We start from the raw sequence: 25,490 nt of genomic DNA on the forward strand, positions 1-25,490 counted from the left end.
CATTGCCGGGCTCTATCGCCGGCGATGGGCCATCGAGTTGTTCTTTCGCTGGGTCAAGCAGACCCTCAAGATCACCCGCTTCGTGGGCACCTCCGAGAATGCCGTGCGAATCCAGATCTCCGTCGCCCTGATCGCCTTTCTGCTGCTGCGCCTGGCCCAGGCCGCCCAAAAAGCCGTTCAGAGCCCGCTCGTCTTCGCCAGGCTCGTCCGCACCAATCTCATGCACCGCAGATCGATCCAAAATCTGGACGCGCCCGAGCCAGTCCTTCAAGATCACAGACAGATGAGCCTCAGTCTATGCTAAGCGCTCAACCGGACAGCCGTGGGCTCGTCCCGGCCATCCACGACCTTTTTTGCGGGACCAAGAAGCTGGATGCCCGGGACAAGCCCGCCCATGAAGGCGGAGACAAGCTTACGCCCTCACGCCTGCGCCACGACAGGCGCGAAGGTCACTTCGATCAGCGTACCCGAGCTGCCGGCGGCGCTCTTGATGTTGAACTGGGCGTGGTTGGCCTCGACCAGCGCCTTGGTCAAGGACAGGCTGAGCGCGGACTTGTCGGCGGCATCGCCGGGCGGTGGCGTGCGGAACGGCGCCATGGCGGCGGCGACTTCGCTCTCGCTGAGGCCGTGGCCGGTGTCGCGGATGCGCAAGCACACCTCGCCGCGGTCGGACAGCGCGGTCGAGACGATGACCTGGCCGCCGGCGCTCGCAAGCCGGATCGAGTTCGAGATCAGGTTCATCGTGACCTGGCGCAGCGCGCGCGCGTCCGCCGTCACCTGCGGCAGCGCATGCGCGAGCGAGGTGCGGATGATGATGCGCTCGCGATTGGCTTGCGGCTGCATCACGGCGACACAGGCCTCGACGAGATCGTTGAGGTTGAGGTTGGCGAAGGCCAGATCGAGCTTGCCGGTCTCGATCCGCGTCAGTTCCAGCAAATCGTCGATGATGGTGATCACGCGCTCGCCGGAGGCGCGGATGTCCTTCATGTACTCGCCATAGCGTTCGTTGCCGAGCGCGCCGAAGCGCTCTGATATCATCACCTCGGCGAAGCCGATGATGGCGTTGAGCGGCGTGCGGATCTCGTGGCTGATCCGCGCCAGCATGTCGGCTTTGGCGTTGGCGGCGCCGTCGACCAGGCGTCGCGCCTGGGTCAGCTCGCTCTCGCCCTTCTTGGTCTGCGAGAGATCGCGGAACACGGCGAAGAAGTTCGGGCCGTCCGGCCGGGTGCGGCCCATGATCATCGCGAGCGGCAGCACGCCGCCGTTCTTCTCGCGACCCAGCACCTCGCGGCCATGGTCGAGCAGGCTCGCGATGTCCTGGCTCTTGAGGCTTTCGAGATAATCGACGACGACCTGCTGGCTCTCGGGCGCGAACAGCGTCACCAGATTTTGCTGCATCAGCGCCTCGCCGTCATAGCCGAACAGCGCCTCGGCGCTGCGGTTGCAGGCGTGGATGTTGCCCTCGGCATCGAACATCACGATGCCCTCGGCCGTGGTGTCGAGGATTGCGGCGAGATCTTCGGCGTCGGCGTCGCCGGCCTCGGGCGCGAGATCGGGCGTGTAGGGGAAGGTTTCCGCGACGATGGCCTCGGTGACGACAGTCGGCGCGACCATGACGGGCGCGGCTTGCGGCAGCGCGCAGATCAGCGCATGCGCGCTGGCGCCGTCCCAGTCGATCGTGTGCAGATGCGCTTCCGTGGTCGCGAGCGGCTGCTCGCCATTGGCAATGGCGGCGCTGATCGTCACCGGCGTGCCCGATTGCGACCTGCTGCTCGCGGACGAGACGCCCGGCTCGACATAGAGCGCATCGAGCCCGCCGGCATCTTCCAGCGCGGCCAGGCTCGGATAGCCCATGCGCGCGAGGAAGGCGGGGTTGGCGTAGAGCAGGCGATCGAGCCGGTAGATCAGCATGCCCGTCGGCACCAGATCGAGCAATGCACGGTCGCGCGTGCTGTGGCCTTGCGCGGGCGGCGCGGGCTCGGTCAGCCATTCGGCAGCGGCTGCGGCCGGCGGTGCTTCGGGCGCGATCGGCGCCGGCGGTTCGGGTGCGGTTTCGTCCGCCGGCGGCTCGACTGCTGCCGATGCGATCTGTTCGCGCTCGCGTTCGAGCCGCTCGGACAATTGCCGCGCAAGCTCGTTGAACGCGCTGTTCTCGACCGGCGTCAGCATCGGCGATCTCGGGTCACCCTGTGATCTCTGGTCACCCTGTGACCTGAGGTCACCCTGTGGCCTGAGGTCACCCGGTGCGCGGAACGGCACGACATTCGGAGGCGTTTCCACTGGCGTTTCCGGATCGGTTGGGTGTGAATTCGCTTCGATGAAGAGTGCGGAAGGTTCGGGTTCACTTGCTGTCGGCGGTTCGGGCTCGCCCGTCGGCGATGCCTCGAGCGGCGGCGCCTCCGGTTGCGGATCGGGCTCCACCACATCGGCCGAAATGCCGTGCTGCGCGACCGGCCCGGCCAACAGCTCGTAGCGCCTGAGGGCATCGAGCCGGTTGAGGCCGTCGAGATCGCGGCAAACGCCAAAGCCCTTGAAGCCCGCAAAGTTGCGCGCCTGGTCGTAGACCGGCAGGCCCGCAAGCTCGACCGGCAGATGCTCGCCGCCATCGGCGGGCCAGTTCACGGTGATGCCGGCCCAGGTGTCGTGGCTCGCCAGCGCCTGCGCGACGCGGCCGTCGGGATCGAGCGCAAACTCGTCGGCGATCTCGCGCCAGGGCCGGCCGAAGCGGTTCGCGGTGTGTGCGCCGATCAGGCGAGTGAACTCGCTGGCCGCGAGCACAAAGCGTCCCTCCGCATCCATTTGCCAGAGGAAGCGCAGCGGATGCTGGCGCGGCGCCTGCGCGTGTCCAGACCGCGTCTCCGCGTGTCCAGACCGCGGCTGCGCGTGTCCAGACCGCGTCTCCGCGTGTCCAGATTGCGGCTCCATGTGGCTCGTGATCGAGGCGGCTTGCGGCGGCACGATGGCTGCGCGCGGGTTTTCAACCGCGGCGTCCGCTGCATCCGCGATCGTTTCCAGGACAGGCTCTGCGGTCGCTTCCTTCACGGCATCCTGGATCGCGACGATCTCCGTCGCCATCGCGCTTGCGGGCGACTCACGCGCGATCGTCTCGGTCGCATCAGGCGTTTCGTCCGGCTCCGCAAACGGGTCGAACAACGCGATTCCAGCGTCGGGCTGCTTGGCTGGCATCTCCGGAGAATGCGGCGCGGGTTCAGGCCCCACCTCCGGCACGGTCTGGGCCGAAGCTGCCGCTTGCGCCGTCGTCGGCTCGATCAGCGCGACGAGACCGACATCGGCCCCGGCGCCGACCCGTTGCAGCACCATCTTGCCGATGCCGACGGGCATCTCGGCGCGGCCTTGCGCCAGCGCATCGCGGCGCGCCTGTTCGAGCCCGGCCTCGCCGAGATCGCGGAAGCCGAGCAGGGCGCGCGCGGCGTCGCTGGCGCCAATGAACAATCCGTCCGGCGCGAACGCCGCCATCGGCACGGCCGCGCCGTCGACGAGACGAAGCAGCCGCTCGACCAGCGGCATGCTGCGCGCGCCTGTCACCATCGCGGTGATGAGCACGCCTTCGCCGCCGTCGGCGAAGGAGAGCCGCGCGCAGCCGCAGGTCATCAGCGAACCGAGCCCGGCACCAAAGCCGCGCAGCCGCTCGAGCCTGATCGCGCCGCTCGCCGGCAGCTGGCGGGCGAGCCTGATGACCTGGCGGCGATGGCTGTCGGCCGGTCCGAATCTCTTTTCCGCGAGCGTAGTCGCGTTCGCCGCACCGAAGAATTTGGCGCCGACCGCATTGGCCCATAGCAGGCGCGAACCGTCTGATGACCAGAGCCACGCCGGCAGCGCTGAGGTCGCATGCACGGACAACCGGGGATCGCCGACGCCTCGCAACTGGAAATCCGAATTCGTCATCCGACCGGCTTGGTTCTCGCTGTCACGCGTCATGTCGGGCTTGCCGGGAATGGCAGCCTTAAGAAAGGGTTAGTATCGCGCCCGGGCGCGGGCAGGTCCACGGCCGAGCCTAGCCTGAGAGCCCTAATGCCGCGATAACCTTAATCTGGCCGGACCCGCAAGGCGCAGCGCGGCGGCATCCGCAGGATTCGCGAAGGGGCGGGCGTCATACCGGCTTTGGTTTTGAGCCGATTGGAGCCGCGGGCTCGGTCTAAACCTCTCCCGCTTGCGGGGAGGTCGCGCCGAAGGCGCGGGTGGGGGCTCTCTCCTCTGGGGGCCTCGCGGGCTGAGACAACCCTCTCCCCAGCCCTCCCCCGCAAGTGGGGGAGGGAGCGCACCGTCCTCCTGGCTCGCTTCGTCCCCTCGCAACCCCCGGTTCCCCAGCCTCGGAACCTCGCCCTCAAGGATTAAATTCTGGCAACGCACCTCGATGTCGCATTGCGCTGCACAATGTTGACATGTTAGGCAGCGATAATACTGGCGCTGGACGAGACATCTCGTTTGTTTTGCGTTTCCAGTCTTCGTTCCCGCCATTCGTAACAAGAAATGGCCCCGGTTGGCCGGCGGGCGCGCCAGAAGGCTCACTCTATTTTTTCATTGTCGAGAGGGACCAACCATGACAGGTGCGACTGATCCGTTTTCTGCCTCGATCATTCCGTTCGAGGTGCCCGAGCAGATGCGTGCGTTCGCCGAAAAGGGCGTTTCGCAGGCCCGGGAGAACTACGCCAAGTTCAAGGACGCCGCTGAAACCCACAACGGCACCGTCGAGGCCGTGTTCGCCACCGCCAGCAAGGGCGCGAGCGAGTACACCGCCAAGCTGATGGAATTCGCGAAGGCCAACACCACGGCCCATCTCGACTTCACCCAGGAGTTGCTCGGCACCAAGTCGCCGACCGACGCCTTCCAGCTCTGGACCGGCCATGCACGCCAGCAGTTCGAGACCTTCCAGGCCCAGGCCAAGGAGCTCGTCGAGCTGACCCAGCGCGTCGCCGCCGAGGCCGCCGAGCCGATCAAGGCCAGCGTCTCGAAGTTCTCCCATCCCGCCGCCTGATCGAAAAGGCGGATCGAGCAAGTCAGGAAACCCGGGCGCCCAGCGGCCCGGGTTTTTTCTTCACCTCTCCCGCTCGCGGGAGAGGGGTGGGAGAGGGCTCTCTCCTCTAGGGGAATCTCGCCGCATGCGGTCAAGGTGAGCGCAACAGCCTCAGGGGCGCCCCGAAGCCCGATTTCATCGCGCCGAAGGTGATTTAGCCCGGTTTTTCCTCCGTTTGCGGCCTTGCCAAAAACCCCCGTTGCACCTAGTTTCCGCCCCGTCCAGCCCCCTCGGCGCGGCCCTCTCAGGGTGCCCCAAGGCGCGGCTCGCAAGGATGCAGTTGTAGCTCAGTTGGTTAGAGCGCCTGTCTGTGGAACAGGAGGTCGGTGGTTCGAGCCCACCCAACTGTACCAATCGCGTCAGATCGAAATTATCGTCAGATATTGATACCTCGCCATCGGGCGCGCCCGCGCAGATCTGCGCAGACGATCCTTCGCTGAACGCTGATCACAGCTCTGGCGCTCGCCGGCCGACCGTCGACGTCGCAACGGCCCGGATGAGGTTACGCCGCGCGCATGTCTTCCAGAAACTTCCCGACCTCGAGCTTGAGACGGCCGGAGTCTGCGGCGAGCGACTGGGCGGTGGCCAGCACCTGCGAGGAGGCGGAGCCGGTCTCGCTCGCGCCGTGCCGGACGTCGGTGACGTTTGCGGAGACCTGCTGGGTGCCGTTCGCCGCCTGCTGCACGTTGCGGGCGATTTCCTGCGTGGCCGCGCCTTGCTCTTCGACGGCGGCTGCGATGGTCGACGAGATTTCCGAAAGCTTCTCGATCGTACCGCTGATCTCCCTGATAGCGCCGACCGATTCCTGTGTCGCGGACTGGACGCTGGCAATCTGTTGACGGATTTCCTCGGTTGCCTTCGCCGTCTGCTGCGCCAGCGCTTTCACCTCGGAGGCGACCACGGCAAAGCCGCGGCCGGAATCGCCGGCGCGCGCCGCCTCGATGGTGGCGTTCAGCGCCAGCAGATTGGTTTGGCTGGCGATCGAGTCGATCAGTTCGACGACGTCACCGATCCGACCCGCGGCCTGCGACAATTCGCCGACGCGTTCATTGGTGCGGCAAGCCTGCTCAACTGCGTCTCCGGCCATGCGCGCGGATTCCTGAACCTGGCGGCTGATCTCGTTGACCGAGGAGGTCAGCTCCTCGGTGGCGGAGGCTACCGACTGCACGTTGGCGGAGGCTTCATTTGAGGCGTCTGCGACGGCCATCGTCAGCACCTTCGACCGATCGGCCGTGCTGTTCAGTGTGCCGGCGGAAGCTTCGAGTTCGGTCGCTGCGGACGAAACCGTGTCCACGATCTCGCTGACCATGGCCTCGAAATTGCGCGTGATGGTGTCGAGACGGCGGCTGCGCGCGATCTGCGCTTCGGCGTCACGCGCGGCTGCCTCGTCCGCGAGTTTCTTCGCGATCAGCGCATCCTTGAAGATCTGTAGCGCGTTTGCCATGGTACCGATCTCGTCCCCGCGCTGTCCGTCCGGAATTGTGACATCGAGGTCGCGGTCGGCAAGCCGCAGCGTCGCGCCCGTCAGTCGCGTCAGCGGGCGGATGACCTGGCGCATCACCGCGACGACGACTGCGAGCGAGGTGGCGAGCACGACGAAGAGAGCCGCGAGCGCCCAGACGAGCCGCGTCTGCGCCTGCGCGATCGCGGCGTCATTGGCCTTGTGGGCGAAGCTTAGGGCGGCGTCGCGCAGACCGAGCACACTGTTCAGGACGGTCCCCCAGTCGGCCTCGCCGACTGGGGAGGGACGGCCCTCGCGTGCGGCCGCGGCGACGTCGCGAAACCGCGGCTCGCCTTCATCCATCAGTGTCGTACGCACCTGCTTGATGGCGTTCACGAGCTCAGGCGCATCTCCGGCATTGTGCACACCTTGCTCGATCTGCTTCCAGATCAGCGCGACCTGGCCGCTCAGCTCGGTCGCTTCGACGATCTGTGCCGCAGACAGGGGCTGCTTCCGGACCAGGAGGCCGAGCACCGCCGCACGGGAGCCGTTGATCGCGCGCATGGCTTGCGCTCTTTGTGCGAGTTCCGCCGACGGCAGCAGATTTTCGATGTCGCTTCCGGCGCGCGACAGGCTGATCAAGGCTTCGCTTGTCGCCGCCGTGAGCGCATCGACCGCGCGGGCCAGACCGTCGACGATCGCCGGCTGGCTGTTGGCGGGGCGCTGCGCCTTGGGCTGCATCGCCGCCTGACGCGCGACATTGCGAGTATTCTGCAAGGCTGTTTCGGCGGCTTCGATCGATCCCGCCGGCAGCTCAGCCGCGCGAATGGCCTGCTTTGCGGCACCGATCGCGGCATCCGTGGTGGCGAGTGCCTTGTCCAGAACGGACAGGTTCTCGGGCGTGGCAGCGTCGGCCAGACCCATGACCACGAACCAGGCGGAGCGTTCGGCCGGGATCCGGCTGTTGGCCTTCATCACCAGCTCGAATGCGGACAGCGCACGCGCCGCGGCTTCGCTCTTGCGGAGATCGCCCCATCCGTTCCAGGCGATTGCTGCCGCGAAAGCCACCGCGAGAAGACTCGTGATCAGATTGCCGACCAGCAACCGCCATCGCAGGCTGATGCCCTTCTGTCGAGTGACGGATGAGCGTGCCGGCGGAAAGGAAAGATCTGACATCATGGCACCAGGCAAAAACCGCGCGATTTAGCTGAGGTCACGATAGTTCGCAATTGCAACCAAACGCTTAAATTGTTTGTAGTAACCTGCGGCGCGGACATCGTTCGCGCGGCGCGCTCACCTTGTCGGCGCATTTCCGCTTCGGGCCAGGGCATTTACCGATGCAGATCATCGACCGAACGCAACAATGACTGGCGTCCGACGATCATCAGCGGCCAACCATCCCAGTGAAACTACGGACATTACGGTGACCGTGCCGGACTGCACAAAACTCCGGCAGAACAGTGCGCGCCATCCGTACGGCGTGCTGCCAGCGCAGTTCTAGCTCACGCTCCTTCTCGTCCGCCGAACCAACGGCGTTCCTAAATTGAGCTCCCCCTTCAGCTGCCTTATCGGCAGATCCTCGCCGTTGGCGTCAGCGAATGGCAGGCCGCTCTTCCTCGACGATCACAACACGCATCCGCAACGGGCCGATTGCGCATAGGCCAAAAGCCGGGGATCGGCTCGAGGATGCGCCTCGCAAAAGCGATCGATGATTTGGCCGACCTTCTGATCGTAGTCTCGTTGCCAGTGTCCCAGCCCGTGCAGAGCGCTCTCCTGGCACGCAATCGAGGTGAGGCAAAGGATGCGCTCCATCGTGCGCAGCGCGCTCTCGTGGAGAGTCGGCAGGTCGGGGTCGCCGGCAAGCGCCAAGCTCGGAAACGCATCCCACCACATGTAGCAAACACAGTTCAGCGTTCCGGCATCGGCTTCGCTCAGGTGAGACAGACTGGGCGTGCAGCGCGGCTCGAACAATTCAGCGAACAGCGTTGCGACGGACTCCACGCAGCGGAGCCGGTCCTTGACCGGCACATCAGTCGAGCAAAGCCATCCGTTGTCGCCGCTTGCGCTCGTATTGACGAGGTAGGTCAACCCCTGCGCAATTTGGCTGTCGGCAAATCCCGATAATGCTGGCTCGGGATCTTCAAACAGTCGCGTGAGATGGGATACGGCCTCCGCGGGATGCGGGTCCCACCAATCATGTTCGGGATCGAAATACCACGCTGCTTGCTGAAAGCGGACCTCGCGTCCAAACGAGTGCTCCAGCCAGGCATCAAAGCTGAGGTTTTGCACGCGCATCACGGCCGCGACCGATCCAGAGCCTCGCGCTCACCCAAACGACAAGCCGCCGCAATGATGCGCAGCGCCATCAAAGCCGGCTGGCTGGTGCGGTTCATCTCACCCTAGTAGAGGCACTGCCGGACCCAGTAGCCACCGCTGACCCGTATCCACTGACATCGGCTTGGAGGCGGCTCTTTGATGATAGGCCATCCGTGAATGTCGATATCGGTGGGCGCCGTGATGCCGCGCCAATAGACCGCATTTGCTTGGGGGGAGCGGATGAGAAGGGCCGCCGCAAAGCAAATGACGGCAACGCAGACCAGCAGGTAGCGGTGCATTTTTTCATCCTCCGATGAACGCACATGAATGCTACGCCGGGTTCGCGATCAAGCCAAGAGGCGCCGCATGCTTCGGATCGGTCAGGGGAATTACAGGGAGAGTGCACCAAACTCTCGATCGCTGCTGAGGGCATGCCGTCAACCAGTGAGCGCGCGCGCCACCGTCACGGATCCCCAACGATCCGCACCAGCTCCACGTCGAGCTTCAACCCCGGCGCTTGTTTTGCGAAGCCCGTGCAGGATGTCGATGAGTCCTCGGGCGAGCGGCCTGATACGACGATGTCGAGCTCATCCAATCCGAAGACACCGGGCGGCCCCGGCTCGACGCGCCGGGCGGAAAGGCTGGCTTTGAAGTGCTCGCCCTGCTGCGACCAGTGTCCCGCATAGGCAAACGTGGAATCGCCGCCGCCGAGTGTCCCGTCAGGGGCGAACTCGACGACGCCGGCGCCTTCGCCGACCGGCGTCTTGAACCAAACGGAATATCTGCCCGGGGTGATCACCGAGGCCACCATATCGACTTGTATCCGGGGTGAGTTGAGCCAGATCAAGATGGCGATCGCAAGGCGGACGCGTGTTCTGCAGCGTAGACAACCTAAGGAAGAGGGGACCCGCTGCGCGCTTTCTTCCGGCCTACCTCACCCCTGCCACCACCATGACCATCACCGGCAGTGTCACCGCGGCCAGCAGCGTCCCCAGCGCCACCGCGCCGGACACCGGGTTCACCAGCCGCTGATATTGCGCAGCAAAGATGTAGGCGTTCGCGCCGGTCGGCATCGCCGCGAACAGCACGATGACGCCGGTGGCCACCGGCGGCAGGTTCAACAGCTTGGCGAGAGCAAAGGCTGCGGCAGGCATCGCCAACAGCTTGAGCGCGCACATCACGACGACGCTGAGCGTCTCGCCCTTCACCTCGAAGCGAAACAAATTGATGCCGAGCGCGATCAGCGCAGCCGGCGATCCCGCTTGCGCGAGCAACTCGATCGTCCTGTCGACGACCTGGTTGAGGCCGAGCCCGGTGAAACGCCAGACCACGCCAAAACCGATGCCGAGCATCAGCGGATTGCGCGCGAGATCGGCGAGCACGGGACGGAGCACCGCGAGAAGCGAGCTGCCCTTCTTGCGGCTGACGAGCTCCATCTGCAGGATGCCGCAGAGCCACAGCAGCGGCGTGTTCACCGACAGGATCAGCGACATCGGCCCCGCGGCCTCGTTGCCGAGCGCCGAGAGCACCAAGGGAATGCCGAGCATGACGATGTTGCCGTAGACCGAGCCGATCGCGAACACGACGCCATCCTCGCGGTCCTCGCGCCCTTTGCGCAACAGCGCCGAGATCAGAAGCGCCACGATCCAGGTCAGTGCGAGCGCGCCGTAATAGGCGCCCCACATCCGGTAGGGGCTGACGTCGGGGAAATCAGACACGACGATGGTGCGAAACAGCAGCGTGGGGATCGCGATGCTGAAGGCGAATTCGGAGATGCCCTTGTGCGCGCCCTCGGAGACGAAGCGAAACAGCACCGACGCATAGCCGGCCGCGATCAGCGCAAACACCGGCGCGACGATCAACACGGTGGCCATGCCATCCTCCCCTCACGGGGAGATCAGGCCCACCACCCCACGCGCTTTCTGGATGATGCCATCATGCCGGTGTTTTGCCCGACGTGTCAAAAGGAAATTTCGTAAAAACCGCAAGTGGCGGTTCGCGAGGCCAGCCCCCCGGCTACGGTGCATGGGGTTGTTTTGCCGTTTTTGCCACGCTTGCGGCATACCGGCCCTGCTGTTGCCGAGACCGCACAGCCGCCGACCTTTCGCCTCCGCCCTCGTTGCCAACCAACGCCCGTTCACCCACAATCCCGCCCGACTCGACACTTTGGGGGACCAGATGCCGGCATCTCGCATCACGACATCCATGGCTGCCGCGAGCCTCTCGCTCGTCATGGCCGTTCTGGTCCAGCCGGGCACGGGCCATGCCTACACGCCCGAGCAGCAGCAGGCCTGCACGCCGGATGCGATGCAACTGTGCGGCGAGTTCGTGCCTGACGTCGATGCCATCACCGCCTGCATGATCCGGAAGAAGTCGCAGCTGTCGCCGCAATGCGCGGCATTCTTCCGCCGCGGGCCGGAGCCGGGGGATGCGGGCACGCCGACCAACATCGCGCCCAAGCCGACGTCAAAGGCGGCAAAGAAGACCAGCAAGGCGAAGGCGACCAGGAAGAAAAAGATGGAGGACGGCTAGAGACGACTGGGCCGCTCGCGGCCCGCGTTCCCTCGCTGAAACCTCATCATGACTCCCGCGTCAAATTGCGCGAGGCACCCAGCCGCGACAGTCACCGGACTCGTTTTGTTCGCGGCACTTGCGCACGCGCTTGCAGCAATCGCCGCCGACTGATGAAAAAGCGTTGTAAGGATTTGCGCGGCCAGGTTGTGATCGGTTTTTTCCGCGCGAACGGCGACAGTTTTTTATCTGTCGTCGCGCAAGCAGTGTGACTCAAATGCGCCACGTCTTGTTATTTCGTGGCGCCGAGACAACTGCTGATAAATTTTTCTTTCCCGAATCAGCGCCGTGATTCATTTTCGCGGCCTGGGGTCAATCTGGAGGCCAGAGGTATGAACGTCATTGTTTTTGCATCGCGTAAAGGCGGCTCGGGCAAGAGTACCCTGGCTGCACATCTTGCTGCGCAGATCAAGGCGAGCAAGCAGGTGATGCTCGTTGATGCGGATCCGCAAGGCTCGCTCACGCTGTGGCACAAGCTGCGTGGCACCAACGAGCCGCCGATCAAGGCGGCGGTGAACTCGGTCAGCGGCATCGTCTCCGCTGCCAAGCGCGACGGTTACGAGTGGGTGCTGATCGACACGCCGCCGAACCTGTCGGCCGTCGTCGACGACGCGATCAAGAATGCCACCATGGTGGTCATCCCCGCGCGTCCCGGCGTGTTCGACGTCAACGCGGTGCAGGAAACCATTCAGATGTGCCGCGCGGCGCGCAAGCCCTATGCGGTCGTCCTCAACGGTGCACCGGCCAAGCGCGACGAGGCCGAAAGCCCGATCGTCACCATCGCCCGCGAGGCGCTGGCCAAGTTCCGCGCTCCGGTGTGGGGCGGTCAGATCACCAATCGTTCGGATTTGTTGATGGCACTCAGCCACGGCGAAGGCGCGCGTGAGTATCAAGCCGAGAGCCGTGCGGCCCAGGAAATTGCAAGGTTGTGGGCGGCGATCGAGCGTTCAGTGAAAGCTATTCGCGGCACGGCGTCGGCTTCAGGCGCAATGCACAAGCAGGCGGCATAATTTCATCATTCTTTTTCCCGGACGCGGAATGTCCCGCGCGTTTTGCGTTTGTAGGGAACTGACGGTCAGGCGACCATCAGCATGTAGAACACGATGACCGGCGACAACGTCAGGATCACCGACCAGATGCCGGCGGCCCAGATGATGTCTGCGGTGGAAAAGCCCTGCTGCTCGGCGTTGTCAAAGCTCTGCGTGGCGTTGTAGTGCGACGCCATATCGTTCTGATTGTTCAAGATCGCCCCCGCGATTTCTTCGCTTATGGGCATGAACGATACGCGAAAGGTTTTAAGATTCCGGCTTGCAGTTCCGCTCGCATTTGAGCGCAATCGCGCTGCCCGGGTTAACCATGCAAGCCGGCTTCCTCAGCCGGCGAGGCAGATCCGAAACAGCAGCACCGGCATCAGGCCGAGCATCACGGCCCAGAAGCCGAACGACGACACCACCAGAATTCCCTGCAAAAAATCGGCAGGCGCGAACATTTCCGCCGCGGTTGGGCGAACGCGATGTCCCATGGTCATTCCCCCCTCGTGAAAGACGTTGAAGCCGAACGATATGCCCGATTGGGTAAACGAGGCGTGGATGCGCCATGCGGCGGTAGCGAAGCCCGTTCGTATCAGGTTAACCACGGCCACCTCTCTCGCGCCCTCTCCCCGTCGTGACGGGGAGAGGCGAAGGGACGAAGTCAGGCCGCGACCATCATCCGTCGTGCAATCTCGCGATCGAGGGTGGCTGCAAGCTCGCTGCTCACCTCGACCATCGGCAGGCGCACCTCGGGGCTGTCGATCAGGCCGGCTCGCCACAGCCAGTACTTCGCCGGCGCGGGGCTCGGCTCGCTGAACAGCAGCCGCGTCAGCTCCGCGACCTCCAGCCAGCGTGCTGCGGCTGCATCGGCATTGCCGCGCTTCAGCTCGCTATGGACGGCCGCGAAGGTGTCGGTCTCGACATGCGCGGACAACAGGATTCCGCCATCGGCGCCATCGCTGAGTGCCTCGAAATAATGGGCGTCCTCCCCGGTGAGCACACGAAACCCCTTGGGCCGGTCGCGCAGCAATGCAATGGACTGCTCACGGCTTGCGCCGCAATCCTTCAAGCCGACGACGTTGGGGTGTTCGGCCAGCCGCAGCACTGTCTGGTTGGTGATGCCGACGGCGCAGCGATAGGGAATGTTGTAGAGCGCCAGCGGCCAGGCCGCGTGATCGGCCAGCGCCTCGAAATGCGCTGATATCCCGCGCTGCGACGGCCGCACATAATAGGGACTCGCGATCAGATAGAAGTCGATCGGCCAGTCCGCGGTCTCATCGAGCCGCTCCTTCAGCCGCGAGGTGTCCGCGCCTGATAGCCCGAGGCCGATCGGAAGGGAGCGGCGGCCGGCCGCCATCTCGTCGCGCACGATGGTGACGAGGCGTTCGAGCTCGGCGTCCCGCAGCGTCATGCCTTCGCCCGAAGTCGCTCCCAGGATGAAGCCGTCGATGCTTTGCGCGGCGTAGTGTCGCGTCAGTCGCCGCAGCGACACCTCGTCGAGGCGGCCGTCGCGAAATGGCGTCACCAGCGGCAGCCAGAGCCCGTGCATACGAGTTCGCAAATCGATCATGTTCTTATCTCCTTCTCACAGATGAACCTGAGACGGAGGGCACATGAAAAAACCCCGTCCAGGTGGCGGGGTTTTCGGAATTTGGCAGCGATGACGAAGTCAGCCTAGCGCGCAAAAATCCGAGGTCCCCGGATGGGGACCTTTTTTCGAGGCTGATGCCTTCGACAAGATTGCGCACGACTTCGTGATCATTCGGAAATGATGCGAGCTAGACCCAAAACTGTCAATACACGCGGAGGGCGAAACGACTTTTGGGCAGAAAAAAAGCCGGACCCGAAGGGCCCGGCTTAGGTATTGGCCACGTGAGGCCGACACAATCACCTTCCAAGAGGGATTACTGAACTCCCGCGCCACTGGAGGAGGGGGACAAATGCGCAACGCGAAGGCTCAGCGTGCAAACAGTATGGGCTTGGCGAGCGGTATGCAGCAACAGCCGAGGCCGCATGTCAGTCATGCGGAAATCAGGACGGCCAACGCTGCGCCTTGCTCACTACGAAGTCGCGGAACACCTGCACGCGCGCGACGGTCTTCAGCTCTTCCGGGTAGACGAAATACGTATCGAGCTGGATCGAGTCCGATTCGCCGAACAGTTGTACGAGGCGGCTCTGTTCTTCGATCAGATAATCCGGCAGCGCCGCGATGCCGAGGCCCTGCTGACAGGCGCGCACCAGCCCGAGGATGTTATTGACCCTGAAATAGGCCTCGCGCGGACCCGAGCCGTTGCGGCCGGCTTCGACCAGCCAGTTACGGTTCTGCAGATGCGGCGCGAAGTTGCCGTCGGAGAGCGTGATGATGCGATGGGAGTCGAGCTCCTCCAGCGTCCGCGGCGTGCCGAAGCGCTTGATGTAGTCGGGGGAGCAATAGGCGTGGAAGCCCATCGCGAAAAGCTTGCGCTGGATGAGATCCGGCTGCGTCGGCTTGCGGGTGCGGATCGCAACGTCGGCCTCGCGCATCGACAGGTCCAGTTCCTCGTCGGTGACGATCAGCGAGATCCGGATCTCCGGATAGAGCGCGGTGAATTCCCCGAGCCGCGGGATCAGCCAGTTGATGCCGACGCCGGGCGTGGTGGTGATCTTGAGATCGCCGCTCGGCCGCTCGCGGCTGTCGGTGAGTTTCGCGCGCGCCGCCTGGAGCTGCATGAACACGTCATGGGCGGTGCGGAACAGGAGGTCGCCCTGTTCGGTGAGGATCAGGCCGCGGGCGTGGCGGTGGAACAGCGAAACCGAGAGCTCCTGCTCCAGTGCCGAGACCTGGCGTGAGACCGCTGACTGCGACAGGCCGAGCTGCTCTCCCGCATGCGTGAAGCTGCCCGCTTCCGCCGCCGCGTGAAACACCTTCAGCTTGTCCCAGTCCATATCCGTAAATCCGTCGCGTGTTCGGGGCATGATCGTTATTCCGCTGCCGCGCGCTCGCTCGCGCGCAGGGCCAAGAAACGTTCGGCCTCGAGCGCTGCCATGCAGCCGAGACCTGCGGCCGTCACGGCCTGGCGATAGGTTTCGTCGGCGACGTCGCCGGCGGCGAACAGGCCGGGGATGGACGTCGCGGTCGAGTTCGGAGCGACCTCGACATAGCCCGACGGTTTCAGCTTGATCTGGTCTTTCACGAGCTCGGTCGCCGGCGCGTGGCCGATGGCGATGAAAACGCCGTCGGTTTTCAAATCCGTCAGCGCGCCGGTCTTGACGTTCTTCAGCCTGACATGGGTGACCTTGTTCGGATTCTCGGTGCCGCAGATCTCGTCGACGGCGGAGTTCCAAACCACCTTGATCTTCGGGTGCTTGAACAGACGTTCCTGCAGGATGCGCTCGGCGCGGAAGTGATCGCGACGATGCACGATGGTGACCTGCGAGGCATGGTTGGTCAGGTACAGGGCTTCTTCGACCGCGGTATTGCCGCCGCCGACCACCACGACCTCCTTGTTGCGGTAGAAGAAGCCGTCGCAGGTGGCGCAGGCCGACACGCCGCCGCCCTGGAATTTGAGTTCGGACGGCAGCCCGAGCCAGCGCGCTTGCGCGCCGGTGGCCAGGATCACGGTCTCGGCGAGATAGACGTCGCCAGAGTCGCAGGTGAGGCGGAACGGCCGCTGCGAGGTGTCGAGCTTGATCACGAGGTCGGAGACGATCCTGGTGCCGACATGGACAGCCTGCTTCTCCATCTGTTCCATGAGCCAGGGGCCCTGGATCACGTCGGCGAAGCCCGGATAGTTCTCGACGTCGGTGGTGATGGTGAGCTGGCCGCCCGCCTGCATGCCCTGGATCAGGATCGGCTCGAGCATCGCGCGCGCGGCGTAGATCGCGGCGGTGTAGCCGGCGGGGCCGGAGCCAATGATGACGACCTTTGCATGAACAGGAGCGGACATTTCGATGGACGCCTTTCAGGGGGATTTGCAGCGCGGGCGCGGAACGTGCCGGGAGGCCTCGCGGAGGCGCTGAAATGTCAGAGCCAATCTAAGCCTTCTGGTGAGCTATGCAAGAATTGCATTCCCTGACGGCGGATTTTTCCAACAAGGAACAAAAGTCGATTGCGCTGCACGCGCAATAAAATTGCTCATTTGGCTGGGACTCGGCTATGAGGATTGCGACAGATCCATCCGATACCTTCAATAAGGCCAGGAGTTCCACTCACGTGTCGCGGAACCTAGACGAGATCGACCTCAAAATTCTCGCCGAGATTCAGGCCGACGGTCGAATCACCAATGTCGAGCTCGCCAAACGGGTCGGTATTTCGCCGCCGCCGTGCTTGCGCCGGGTCCGGGCGCTGGAGGAGGAGGGCTATATCCACGGTTACCGCGGGCTGCTGGATGCGCGAAAGCTCGGTTTCGACGTCACGGTATTCGCGGCAGTGCACCTCTCCAGCCAGGCGGAAGCGGATTTGCGCGCTTTCGAGCAGTTCGTCCGCGCCGAACCCTTGGTACGCGAATGCTGGATGCTGTCCGGCGAGGTCGATTTCATCCTGAAATGCGTCGCGCCCGACATGGCCACCTTCCAGGATTTCGTGACACACCTGACCGCCGCGCCCCATGTGCGCAACGTGCGCACGTCGCTGGTGCTGCACAATTCGAAGTATGAAGCGGCCGTGCCACTGGACGTGAAGGGGCGGCGCTAGAGACGAGGAGTCAGCGCCGCAGCGCATCCACGCTGATCGGGCCGCCACCGGAGGCGGCGAGGAAGAGGCACGCAAAGCACAGCACGATCGCCAGCGCACCGTCGTTGACCACGGGAAAGAAGCTGTGCGGCAGGTGTTCGATGAAATAGGCGAAGGCCATCTCACCGGACAGGATGAAGGCGGCCAGTCGCGTGAAGAGGCCGATCATCAGCAGACCGCCGAGCACGAATTCCAACATGCCGGCAACGCCCCAAAGCGATAGCGGCGTGACATCGGAAAAAATCTCCACCGGGGGAACCTTGAACAGCTTGGCGATGCCGTAGTGGAAGAACAGGAGCCCGGTGATGAAGCGGAAGAGGCTGAGCAGATAAGGCTGACCCTGTGCGGCGATGCGATCGATGTCCATCGTGTCCTCCCATCCTCGGACGGCGGCGCCGAGCATGACGGAGGACGGTGCGGTCCACAATCGCGCTGGAGGTATCGCGAAACAGAAAGAGCCGCGCAGAGCGCGGCTTTTCAGGCAGCTTTCGAGTGGACTACCGCCACTCCACCTTGGTGATCTCATAGGCCTTGGCGCCGCCGGGGGCGTTGACCTCGACGGTCGATCCCTTTTTCTTGCCGATCAGCGCGCGGGCCAGCGGCGAGGTGATGGAGATGCGGCCCTTCTTGGCGTCGGCCTCGACCTCGCCGACGATCTGCCACACCGTCTTCTTCTCGGTGTCCTCGTCGACCAGCGTTACGGTCGCGCCGAACTTGATGGTGTCGCCGGAGAGCTTGGAGATGTCGATGATGTCGGCACGCGCGAGCTTGTCCTCGAGCTCGGCGATGCGGCCCTCATTGTGGGACTGCTCTTCCTTGGCGGCATGGTATTCCGCGTTCTCCGACAGGTCGCCGTGCGACCGCGCCTCGGCGATATGCTCGATGATGCGCGGGCGGTCCTCAGACTGGCGCTTCTTCAATTCTTCCCCGAGAGCGGCAAAGCCGCTCGCAGTCATCGGAACCTTTTCCATCTCTTCTCTCGCCTTCGGCTGCGCGCCCGCCTTTCACAGAGGGCGCGGCAACCTTGATTCGTCAGTATGTCCGGGGGCTGAACACGCCGCCGCCGGAGCGTTATGTGGGTCTGGCGCCGGAACAGAACAACCACATGGCCGGACAGTTCCTCCGGCCATTGTGGCTTCATTGCCAGTCACTTAGCGGAAACTTCAGCTTCCCGCCCGCGATCAGGTTTCCGAAAAGTAGCTCTGCAGGGTCCGAACCTCAAGGTCCCCGCCCAGATAGGCGCGGATGCCCTGCGCGGCCGCCACGGCCCCGGAAAGAGTGGTGTAATACGGCACTTTATGCAAGAGGGCCGCGCGCCGCAGCGAACGGCTGTCGGCGAGCGCCTGCGGGCCTTCGGTGGTGTTCAGGACGAGCTGGACGTCGCCATTGGTGATGGCGTCAACGATGTGTGGCCGTCCCTCCAGCACCTTGTTCACCTTCTCCGCCGGGATGCCTTGATCGCTCAGGAAGCGCGCCGTCCCCGAGGTCGCCAGCACCTTGAAGCCGAGCGAATGCAGCTGGCGCACGGCTTCGGCGATACGAACCTTGTCGCTCTCGCGCACCGAGACGAATACCGTGCCCTTGCGCGGTACCCGCGTGCCGCCGCCGAGCTGGCTCTTGGCGAATGCCACCGCAAAGGAGCGGTCGATGCCCATGACTTCGCCGGTCGAGCGCATCTCCGGACCGAGCACCGTGTCGACGCCGGGGAAGCGGGCGAACGGAAACACCGATTCCTTCACGCCGACATGCTTGAAGTCGGCCTTCTTCAGCTTGAAGTCGGCGAGCTTCTCGCCCGCCATGATGCGGGCGGCGATCTTGGCGACCGGCGTGCCGATCACCTTGGCGACGAACGGCACCGTGCGCGAGGCGCGCGGATTGACCTCGAGCACGTAGATCTCGCCGTCCTTGATGGCGTATTGCACGTTCATCAGGCCGACGACGTCGAGGCCGAGCGCGAGCTCGCGCGTCTGCCGCTCCAGCTCCGCGATCATTTTGGCGTCGAGCGAGTGCGGCGGCAGCGAGCAGGCGCTATCGCCGGAATGGATGCCGGCTTCCTCGATGTGCTCCATGATCCCGACGATGAACGTATCCTTGCCGTCGCAGAGGCAGTCGACGTCGATCTCGGTGGCGTCGGACAAATAGCGGTCGAACAGCAGCGGGTTCTTGCCGAGCACCGTGTTGATCTGCCCGGTCTTGTCGTTCGGATAGCGCGCCTTGACGTCGGCCGGCACCAGCTCCGGCAAGGTGCCGAGCAGATAATCGTTGAGCTGGTTCTCCTCGCGGATGATCTGCATGGCGCGGCCACCGAGCACGTAGGATGGGCGCACCACCAGCGGCAGGCCGAGATCGGCGGAGACGAGGCGAGCCTGCTCGACCGAATAGGCAATGCCGTTCTTCGGCTGCTTCAGGCGGAGTTTGTCGAGCACGCGCTTGAAGCGGTCGCGGTCTTCCGCAAGGTCGATCGCATCGGGCGAAGTGCCGAGGATCGGCACTTCGGCGGCTTCCAGGGCGCGCGCGAGCTTGAGCGGGGTCTGGCCGCCGAACTGCACGATCACGCCATGCAGCGTGCCGTTCGTGCGTTCCTTGGCGATGATCTCCAGCACGTCCTCGGCGGTCAGCGGCTCGAAATAGAGCCGGTCGGCGGTGTCGTAGTCGGTCGACACCGTTTCCGGATTGCAGTTGACCATGATGGATTCGTAGCCGGCGTCATGCAGCGCGAAGCAGGCGTGACAGCAGCAATAGTCGAACTCGATGCCCTGGCCGATACGGTTCGGGCCGCCGCCGAGGATGATGACCTTCTTCTTGTCGGACGGCGTGCTCTCGTCGGCGGCGCTGCCTGCAAACGGCGACTCGTAGGTCGAGTACATATAGGCGGTGGGTGAGGCGAATTCGGCCGCGCAGGTGTCGATGCGCTTGTAGACCGGACGGACGGCGAGGGCGCGACGCTTGGCCGTCACCTCGGCTTCCGTCGTCTGGGCAAGCACGGCGAGCCGCGCATCGGAAAAGCCCATGGCCTTGAGCGTGCGCATGCCGAAGGCGTTGCCGGGCAGGCCGTGCTTCCTGACCTTGTCTTCCATGTCGACGATGCCGCGCATCTCGCCGAGGAACCAGGGATCGATCTTGCAGGAGTTGAAGATGTCCTCGTTCGACCAGCCGAGCCGCATGGCTTGCGCGACCTGGAGAATGCGGTTCGGCGTCGGCGTGCCGAGCGCGGCGCGGATCGCGTTCTTGTCGTCGTCGCGGCCCAGGCCCTCGATCTCGATCTCGTCGAGGCCGGTCAGCCCGGTCTCGAGCCCCCGCAGCGCCTTCTGCAGGCTTTCCTGGAAGGTGCGGCCGATCGCCATGACCTCGCCGACCGACTTCATCGAGGTCGTCAGCGTGGAGGAGGCGCCGGGGAATTTCTCGAAGGCGAAGCGCGGAATCTTGGTGACCACGTAGTCGATGGTCGGCTCGAACGAAGCCGGCGTCGCGCCGCCGGTGATGTCGTTGGCAATTTCATCGAGCGTGTAGCCGATCGCGAGCTTGGCCGCGACCTTGGCGATCGGGAAGCCGGTGGCCTTCGAGGCCAGCGCGGACGAGCGCGACACGCGCGGATTCATCTCGATCACGACCATGCGGCCGTCTTCGGGATTGACGCCGAACTGCACGTTGGAGCCGCCGGTCTCGACGCCGATCTCGCGCAGCACCGCCAGCGAGGCGTCGCGCATGATCTGGTATTCCTTGTCCGTCAGCGTCAGCGCCGGCGCGACCGTGATGGAGTCGCCGGTGTGCACGCCCATCGGATCGAAATTCTCGATCGAGCAGACGATGATGCAATTGTCTTTCTTGTCGCGCACCACCTCCATCTCGAACTCTTTCCAGCCGAGAACGGATTCCTCGATCAGGACCTCGTTGGTGGGGGATGCATCGAGACCGCGCTCGATGATGTCGAGGAACTCTTCCTTGTTGTAGGCGATGCCGCCGCCGGTGCCGCCCATGGTGAAGGAGGGACGGATGATGGCCGGCAGGCCGATCTCGGACAGCGCCATCATGGCCTGGCCGAACGCGTATTCCTGGTAGCGCTTGCGGCGGTCGCTCTCGCCAAGCGTCCATTGCCGGTCGAGCTCTTCGAGCGCAGCGCCCGACAGCTTCTCGCGTTCGGCGTGGTATTTGTCGCGGAAGGATTTCTTCAGCTCGGAGGCGTTGGCGAGACGCGACTTGGGCGTCTCGAGCCCGATCTTGGTCATGGCCTCGCGGAACAGCTGGCGGTCCTCGGCCTTGTCGATGGCATCGGCCGTCGCGCCGATCATCTCGACGTCGAACTTTTCCAGCGTCCCCTGCCGGCGCAGCGACAGCGCGCAATTCAGCGCGGTCTGGCCGCCCATGGTCGGCAGCAGCGCAAAGCCACCGGGAACGACGTGACGCTCCTTCTCGATGATCTTGGCGACGATCTCGGGCGTGATCGGCTCGATGTAGGTCGCATCGGCCAATTCCGGGTCCGTCATGATCGTGGCCGGATTGGAGTTGACGAGGACGATGCGATAGCCCTCTTCCTTCAGCGTCTTCACCGCCTGCGTGCCCGAATAGTCGAACTCGCAGGCCTGGCCGATCACGATGGGACCGGCGCCGATGATCAGGATGGTGGTGATGTCTGTACGTTTGGGCATCAACTCTCGCCGAAGTCGGATTTGGGCACAAAAAAAGGGCGCGCTGCTGCGCGTCCCTTTGGCCGAGAGCGCGGTGGTCTCCCTCGCGCGCGGGTGGGTCTTAGACCAGTTTTCGGGGCGGCGAAACCCCGAAAAACGCCCATCAACCGGCAATTTTGACGGGTTTTGGCCGCGCCTGCCAGCCTCGGGCGAGATGCACCAGAAGCGACGCCGCAACGCTTGATCCGCCGATCCAGCCGAGGTCGTTTGGCGAGAGGGTCGCCAGCACCGCGCCGCCCAGCGCGCCGCCAATGGCGAAGCCGAGATACATCGCGGAAGCGTTGAGCGAGAGGGCGATCATCGAGGCCTGCGGTTCGATCCGGATCAGGCTTGCGATCTGGGCTGGATAGAACGCCCAGCCCGAAATGCCCCACAGGAAGATCGCGCCCAGCACCGCATAGTGCGCCTGGTCGGGCATCAGCTTCAGCACCAGCGAGTGCAGGATCAGCGCGCTGGCCATGCCGGAGAGCCCGAGCGCGGCGGTTGCGCGCGTTCCGAGCCGGTCCGCAAGCACTCCGCCGAGCATGTTCCCGATGGCGGCCGCGCCGCCGAACACCAGCAGGGCAAGGCTGATCTGCGAGGCATCGAAGCCGAGACCGCGCAGCGGCACCGCAAAATAGGTGAATACGGTGAAACCACCGAGCGCCCATAAAATCGTGATGAGCAGAGCGATCAAAACATTGCTGTGACGCGCCACCGCCAGCCGCTCGCTGAGCGAGGCCGTGTTGCGCGGTAGACCGCGGGGCAGGCCGAGCAGCAGGCCGGCGAGCGCGGCCGCGCTGATCACGGCAACCATGGCAAAGGTCGCGCGCCAGCCGAACAGGCTGCCAACGAGATTGCCGACAGGGACTCCGATGACGGTTGCGATTGTCAGGCCTGAGGTGACCAGAGCCACCGCCCGGCCACGCCGTTCGGGCGAGGCAACCGCAATCGAGACGGCGAGCGCCGTCGGCATGCACAGTCCGGATCCCAACGCCATCAGCATCCGCGAGGCCAGCAGCAGGGCGTAGTTGGACGCCACCACTGCCGCGACGTTTCCGGCGATGAAGGTCGACAGCGCGAGCGCCAGCACCGTTCGACGGTCGATGTTGTTCAGCGTCACCGCCAGGATCGGCGAGCCCACGGCGTAGGTGAGGGCGTAGGCGGTGACCAGTTGGCCGGCGGCGGCGACCGAGATCGAGAGATCATTGGCGATCGCCGGCAAAAGCCCAGCAATGACAAAGCCTTCGGTGCCGATCGCGAAGGCTGCCAGGGCCAACCAGATGATGCTCATCAGAAGCAATCCTTATGTTCAATGATTATTGAACTATCGAAGATGACGATTTAGGAGTCAATTGGTTCAAGAACTATTGAACATTCCGGACGTATCGCTATGATTCGCAGATCATGAGCCGCACGCTTCCCCACCCCACCCGCGAGCAGATCGAGCTGCCGCTGGTTCTGGATTGTCTGAGCGATCCGATCCGATTGGCGATCGTTTATCAGCTCGCCCAGCAGGAACGTGTCAGCAGCGAGCTTCGCTGCGGCGACTTCAACGGGCTCTCCGGCAAGTCGAACCTGACCTATCATTTCGCAAAGCTGCGCGATTGCGGGCTGATGCAGACACGTGTGGCAGGCACGAACCGCTTCATGCGGCTGCGCCGCGACGATTTGGAGGCACGCTTTCCGGGCCTGCTCGATGCGGTGCTGAAGTCAGCGGCGAAGGATGCGGAGAAGCTAAAGCTGGCGCCGGTGTGCGATGTGGTTGAGGCGGGGTGAGGACTGCGAGTCTTCTGAAGCGTGCCCGTCTTCGCCCTTTGGGCTTCGCCGAGGCAGCCTTCGCTACGAAAGGGCTCGCCTAGCCGAAGCTGGCGAAGCCAGCGAAGGCTGGAGACCCGGCCTGGATTTGAACCAGGATGAAGAGCAATGCACTGCTCTCGCGTAGACGCTTCCGCCACCGGGCCGCAGCGATCATGTCCGATCGGGGTGCGACAAGCCACCTCAGGTGGTGGTTATGCTTAACGCACCAGTGGCGGCCTTGCGATGAAGGTCATGCGCCAGCGGTTGTGGCCGATATTGGTGTTGGCGCGCTGGCTGGCGAAGCCGGCGGCCTTGAGCTTGGCGGTGATCTCGTCCTCGCTGTAGCGTTGGAGACCGATGCGCGTGCGCAGATGACGGTAGTCTGACAGCGCAGTGCTGACCAACCCGATCAATGCATCCTTCAGGAAGCCGTGACGCAGGCCGAACGAGAGCAGCGCCGCCACGTCCCTGACCATGCCGACCTGGGGCTGGAGGATATCGCCGAGCACGAGCTTGCCCGATGGCTTCAATATCCGCCTGATATTGAGGAGCGCGGCATCGAGCTCGGCCGCCGTCATGTATTGCGCGACCGAGTTCATCACGACGAGGTCGATGGACTGGTCCTGCATCTTGCGGACGTCGTCGAGCGAGCGGACGCGGATCTTGGTGTTCGGGGCAAAGCGCGCGATCAGCCGGCCGCGCACGCCCGGCGCCGGCTCGGCCAGGATCAGCTGGCCGCAGGCCGATGCCACCTGGCTCGCTGACAGCGCCTCGCCGCAGGCATAGTCCAGCACGGTCGCCTCGGGCGAGGTGATGTAACCGATGATGTCCCGCGCGATGATCTGGAAGTGCAAGTCGCGATGCAGCTTGCTGACATAGATCGTATGCGTCGAGTCGTAGTAGTCGATCCAATCGTCCATAGTGTCCCGCCCAACGGTTCCCCAAAGCGGAACCGTGCTGCCTGCCTTGCGTTAGGGGTGCGACGGCTCGCCGTCAACGTCTGCGTCCTAACAGGAAGGTTTCCCGTGAGCAAAGCCCCCAGCAAGGTCTCGCCCGATCTCGACACCCCCACCGATCTCCCCGCGGCGGCAACCAGGAAGGTTTCGGAAGCGCTCAACGTGCTTCTGGCCGACGCGTTCGCGCTGTATCTGAAGACCAAGAATTTCCACTGGCACATCAGCGGCCGGCATTTCCGCGATTATCATTTGCTGCTCGACGAGCAGTCGGACCAGATCTTCGCGACCACCGACCAGCTGGCCGAGCGCGTCCGCAAGATCGGCGGCACCACGCTGAGGTCGATCGGCCAGGTCGCCAAGCTCCAGACCATCAAGGATAACGACGACGATTACGTCCCGCCGCGCGAGATGTTGCGCGAGCTGATGCAGGACAACAAGCATGTCGCAGCTAGCATGCGCAAGGCGCACGAGGTCTGCGACGACGCCGGCGACGTCGCCAGCGCCAGCATTCTGGAAGTCTTCATTGACGAGACCGAACGCCGGACGTGGTTCTTGTTCGAAGCGACGCGGCAAGAGGGCGGCAACGAGGCGTAGGCGCTTTGTAGGACCTCCTACCCGTGGTCAAGGGGTGTTTGTCCTTAATGGACGAGAGTACCGCCGTGCTCGACGCTGTCCAGGACGCTTCGCGCCGGCTACGCCGGTGCCGATGGCATCCTTGACAGCGTTTGCGCGCGGCGCTCTGCCGGCCGGCAGGTCGGGACGAAGGAATGGTTCGCCTAGGCCGAACAAAGGAATGGGGCTCACCGTTTTGAGGTGATCTGCACGTTCACGTTCTTGTAGATCGGATCGTACGGGGTCTGTCGCTTGAGCGCCGTGCACAGGGCGTAGAGCAGCCGATCGCCCACGCTGCGCAAGGCGCGGGCATGGCCGTGCCCTCGCTGCCGCAAGGCATCATAGCGTCGCCG

At 64.2% G+C, this 25,490-nt stretch carries 22 protein-coding genes and 2 tRNA genes; 8 read left to right on the top strand and 16 right to left on the bottom strand.

The window, feature by feature from the left end:
* Window positions 1-304, top strand: a 304-nt coding sequence (locus BM222_RS38065) for a transposase (RefSeq protein WP_502690884.1), incomplete at its 5' end; no start/stop codon positions are given.
* A gap of 116 nt (window positions 305-420) precedes the next feature.
* Here BM222_RS38065 and BM222_RS38070 read toward each other — a convergent pair.
* Window positions 421-3,906 carry a PAS domain S-box protein gene (locus tag BM222_RS38070; RefSeq protein ID WP_177243724.1) on the bottom strand — a complete coding sequence of 1,162 codons (3,486 nt, stop codon included), beginning with the start codon at window positions 3,904-3,906 and terminating at the stop codon, window positions 421-423.
* A 655-nt stretch (window positions 3,907-4,561) separates the two neighbouring features.
* Here BM222_RS38070 and BM222_RS38075 point away from each other — a divergent pair.
* Window positions 4,562-4,996, top strand: coding sequence for a phasin (locus BM222_RS38075; protein ID WP_092239768.1), 435 nt, complete (start codon window positions 4,562-4,564; stop codon window positions 4,994-4,996).
* A 315-nt stretch (window positions 4,997-5,311) separates the two neighbouring features.
* Window positions 5,312-5,388: transfer RNA gene (locus BM222_RS38080), tRNA-His, on the top strand.
* A gap of 149 nt (window positions 5,389-5,537) precedes the next feature.
* Here the strand turns inward: BM222_RS38080 and BM222_RS38085 are convergent.
* From BM222_RS38085 to BM222_RS38105, 4 genes are all read right to left on the bottom strand, one after another.
* Complete coding sequence (locus tag BM222_RS38085; protein WP_092239782.1) at window positions 5,538-7,652, bottom strand: methyl-accepting chemotaxis protein; 2,115 nt, start codon at window positions 7,650-7,652, stop codon at window positions 5,538-5,540.
* Window positions 7,653-8,099: 447 nt separating this feature from the next.
* Window positions 8,100-8,771, bottom strand: coding sequence for a hypothetical protein (locus BM222_RS38090; RefSeq protein WP_244547420.1), 672 nt, complete (start codon window positions 8,769-8,771; stop codon window positions 8,100-8,102).
* A gap of 484 nt (window positions 8,772-9,255) precedes the next feature.
* Window positions 9,256-9,603, bottom strand: a complete 348-nt coding sequence (locus tag BM222_RS38100) for a hypothetical protein (RefSeq protein ID WP_092239771.1) — start codon at window positions 9,601-9,603, stop codon at window positions 9,256-9,258.
* A 118-nt stretch (window positions 9,604-9,721) separates the two neighbouring features.
* Window positions 9,722-10,666: an AEC family transporter gene (locus BM222_RS38105; protein ID WP_092239772.1), complete on the bottom strand. Its 945-nt coding sequence runs from the start codon at window positions 10,664-10,666 to the stop codon at window positions 9,722-9,724.
* Between the two features lie 304 nt (window positions 10,667-10,970).
* Between BM222_RS38105 and BM222_RS38110 the strand changes: the two genes are divergently transcribed.
* Together BM222_RS38110 and BM222_RS38115 are read left to right on the top strand one after the other, a co-directional pair.
* A complete protein-coding gene (locus tag BM222_RS38110; protein WP_177243722.1) occupies window positions 10,971-11,324 on the top strand; it encodes a hypothetical protein in 354 nt (117 codons plus the stop codon).
* Window positions 11,325-11,695: 371 nt separating this feature from the next.
* Complete coding sequence (locus BM222_RS38115) at window positions 11,696-12,373, top strand: AAA family ATPase (RefSeq protein WP_025032179.1); 678 nt, start codon at window positions 11,696-11,698, stop codon at window positions 12,371-12,373.
* A 65-nt stretch (window positions 12,374-12,438) separates the two neighbouring features.
* Here BM222_RS38115 and BM222_RS38120 read toward each other — a convergent pair whose 3' ends face one another.
* From BM222_RS38120 to trxB, 5 genes are all read right to left on the bottom strand, one after another.
* Entirely contained in the window at window positions 12,439-12,639 is a 201-nt protein-coding gene (locus BM222_RS38120) for a hypothetical protein (RefSeq protein ID WP_092239773.1), read from the bottom strand.
* A gap of 96 nt (window positions 12,640-12,735) precedes the next feature.
* Entirely contained in the window at window positions 12,736-13,005 is a 270-nt protein-coding gene (locus BM222_RS40695) for a hypothetical protein (RefSeq protein WP_143106188.1), read from the bottom strand.
* 50 nt (window positions 13,006-13,055) lie between these two features.
* The gene (locus BM222_RS38125) at window positions 13,056-13,964 is read right to left on the bottom strand and encodes a 4-hydroxy-tetrahydrodipicolinate synthase family protein (RefSeq protein ID WP_092239774.1); all 909 of its coding nucleotides are present in this window, start codon (window positions 13,962-13,964) and stop codon (window positions 13,056-13,058) included.
* A gap of 461 nt (window positions 13,965-14,425) precedes the next feature.
* Window positions 14,426-15,349, bottom strand: a complete 924-nt coding sequence (locus BM222_RS38130) for a LysR family transcriptional regulator (RefSeq protein ID WP_027534296.1) — start codon at window positions 15,347-15,349, stop codon at window positions 14,426-14,428.
* A 5-nt stretch (window positions 15,350-15,354) separates the two neighbouring features.
* Window positions 15,355-16,320: a thioredoxin-disulfide reductase gene (gene trxB, locus BM222_RS38135; protein ID WP_092239775.1), complete on the bottom strand. Its 966-nt coding sequence runs from the start codon at window positions 16,318-16,320 to the stop codon at window positions 15,355-15,357.
* A gap of 266 nt (window positions 16,321-16,586) precedes the next feature.
* Here trxB and BM222_RS38140 point away from each other — a divergent pair, with 266 nt between their 5' ends.
* Entirely contained in the window at window positions 16,587-17,066 is a 480-nt protein-coding gene (locus BM222_RS38140) for an Lrp/AsnC family transcriptional regulator (RefSeq protein ID WP_027551801.1), read from the top strand.
* A gap of 10 nt (window positions 17,067-17,076) precedes the next feature.
* Here the strand turns inward: BM222_RS38140 and BM222_RS38145 are convergent, their stop codons facing one another.
* From BM222_RS38145 to BM222_RS38160, 4 genes are all read right to left on the bottom strand, one after another.
* A complete protein-coding gene (locus BM222_RS38145) occupies window positions 17,077-17,472 on the bottom strand; it encodes a DoxX family protein (RefSeq protein WP_092239784.1) in 396 nt (131 codons plus the stop codon).
* Between the two features lie 130 nt (window positions 17,473-17,602).
* Window positions 17,603-18,076, bottom strand: a complete 474-nt coding sequence (gene greA, locus BM222_RS38150) for a transcription elongation factor GreA (RefSeq protein ID WP_018318257.1) — start codon at window positions 18,074-18,076, stop codon at window positions 17,603-17,605.
* Window positions 18,077-18,286: 210 nt separating this feature from the next.
* Entirely contained in the window at window positions 18,287-21,751 is a 3,465-nt protein-coding gene (gene carB, locus BM222_RS38155) for a carbamoyl-phosphate synthase large subunit (protein WP_092239777.1), read from the bottom strand.
* Between the two features lie 142 nt (window positions 21,752-21,893).
* On the bottom strand, window positions 21,894-23,063 hold the full coding sequence (locus BM222_RS38160) for an MFS transporter (RefSeq protein WP_092239778.1): 1,170 nt from the start codon (window positions 23,061-23,063) through the stop codon (window positions 21,894-21,896).
* Window positions 23,064-23,176: 113 nt separating this feature from the next.
* Here BM222_RS38160 and BM222_RS38165 point away from each other — a divergent pair, with 113 nt between their 5' ends.
* Complete coding sequence (locus BM222_RS38165) at window positions 23,177-23,548, top strand: ArsR/SmtB family transcription factor (protein WP_092239779.1); 372 nt, start codon at window positions 23,177-23,179, stop codon at window positions 23,546-23,548.
* A gap of 109 nt (window positions 23,549-23,657) precedes the next feature.
* Here BM222_RS38165 and BM222_RS41615 read toward each other — a convergent pair.
* Window positions 23,658-23,733 (bottom strand) — tRNA-Ala (locus BM222_RS41615).
* 54 nt (window positions 23,734-23,787) lie between these two features.
* Window positions 23,788-24,489, bottom strand: coding sequence for a class I SAM-dependent methyltransferase (locus BM222_RS38170; RefSeq protein ID WP_092239780.1), 702 nt, complete (start codon window positions 24,487-24,489; stop codon window positions 23,788-23,790).
* Between the two features lie 105 nt (window positions 24,490-24,594).
* Between BM222_RS38170 and BM222_RS38175 the strand changes: the two genes are divergently transcribed.
* On the top strand, window positions 24,595-25,119 hold the full coding sequence (locus tag BM222_RS38175) for a Dps family protein (RefSeq protein WP_092239781.1): 525 nt from the start codon (window positions 24,595-24,597) through the stop codon (window positions 25,117-25,119).
* Window positions 25,120-25,490: the final 371 nt, after the last annotated feature.

The sequence above is a fragment of the Bradyrhizobium sp. Gha genome, assembly GCF_900113735.1.
GTDB lineage: Bacteria > Pseudomonadota > Alphaproteobacteria > Rhizobiales > Xanthobacteraceae > Bradyrhizobium.

Coding starts and splice junctions, on each gene's coding strand:
- BM222_RS38070 (WP_177243724.1), bottom strand. CDS start 3,906: ATGACGAATTCGGATTTCCAGTTGCGAGGCGTCGGCGATCCCCGGTTG.
- BM222_RS38075 (WP_092239768.1), top strand. CDS start 4,562: ATGACAGGTGCGACTGATCCGTTTTCTGCCTCGATCATTCCGTTCGAG.
- BM222_RS38085 (WP_092239782.1), bottom strand. CDS start 7,652: ATGTCAGATCTTTCCTTTCCGCCGGCACGCTCATCCGTCACTCGACAG.
- BM222_RS38090 (WP_244547420.1), bottom strand. CDS start 8,771: ATGCGCGTGCAAAACCTCAGCTTTGATGCCTGGCTGGAGCACTCGTTT.
- BM222_RS38100 (WP_092239771.1), bottom strand. CDS start 9,603: ATGGTGGCCTCGGTGATCACCCCGGGCAGATATTCCGTTTGGTTCAAG.
- BM222_RS38105 (WP_092239772.1), bottom strand. CDS start 10,666: ATGGCCACCGTGTTGATCGTCGCGCCGGTGTTTGCGCTGATCGCGGCC.
- BM222_RS38110 (WP_177243722.1), top strand. CDS start 10,971: ATGCCGGCATCTCGCATCACGACATCCATGGCTGCCGCGAGCCTCTCG.
- BM222_RS38115 (WP_025032179.1), top strand. CDS start 11,696: ATGAACGTCATTGTTTTTGCATCGCGTAAAGGCGGCTCGGGCAAGAGT.
- BM222_RS38120 (WP_092239773.1), bottom strand. CDS start 12,639: ATGCCCATAAGCGAAGAAATCGCGGGGGCGATCTTGAACAATCAGAAC.
- BM222_RS38125 (WP_092239774.1), bottom strand. CDS start 13,964: ATGATCGATTTGCGAACTCGTATGCACGGGCTCTGGCTGCCGCTGGTG.
- BM222_RS38130 (WP_027534296.1), bottom strand. CDS start 15,349: ATGCCCCGAACACGCGACGGATTTACGGATATGGACTGGGACAAGCTG.
- trxB (WP_092239775.1), bottom strand. CDS start 16,320: ATGTCCGCTCCTGTTCATGCAAAGGTCGTCATCATTGGCTCCGGCCCC.
- BM222_RS38145 (WP_092239784.1), bottom strand. CDS start 17,472: ATGGACATCGATCGCATCGCCGCACAGGGTCAGCCTTATCTGCTCAGC.
- greA (WP_018318257.1), bottom strand. CDS start 18,076: ATGGAAAAGGTTCCGATGACTGCGAGCGGCTTTGCCGCTCTCGGGGAA.
- carB (WP_092239777.1), bottom strand. CDS start 21,751: ATGCCCAAACGTACAGACATCACCACCATCCTGATCATCGGCGCCGGT.
- BM222_RS38160 (WP_092239778.1), bottom strand. CDS start 23,063: ATGAGCATCATCTGGTTGGCCCTGGCAGCCTTCGCGATCGGCACCGAA.
- BM222_RS38165 (WP_092239779.1), top strand. CDS start 23,177: ATGAGCCGCACGCTTCCCCACCCCACCCGCGAGCAGATCGAGCTGCCG.
- BM222_RS38170 (WP_092239780.1), bottom strand. CDS start 24,489: ATGGACGATTGGATCGACTACTACGACTCGACGCATACGATCTATGTC.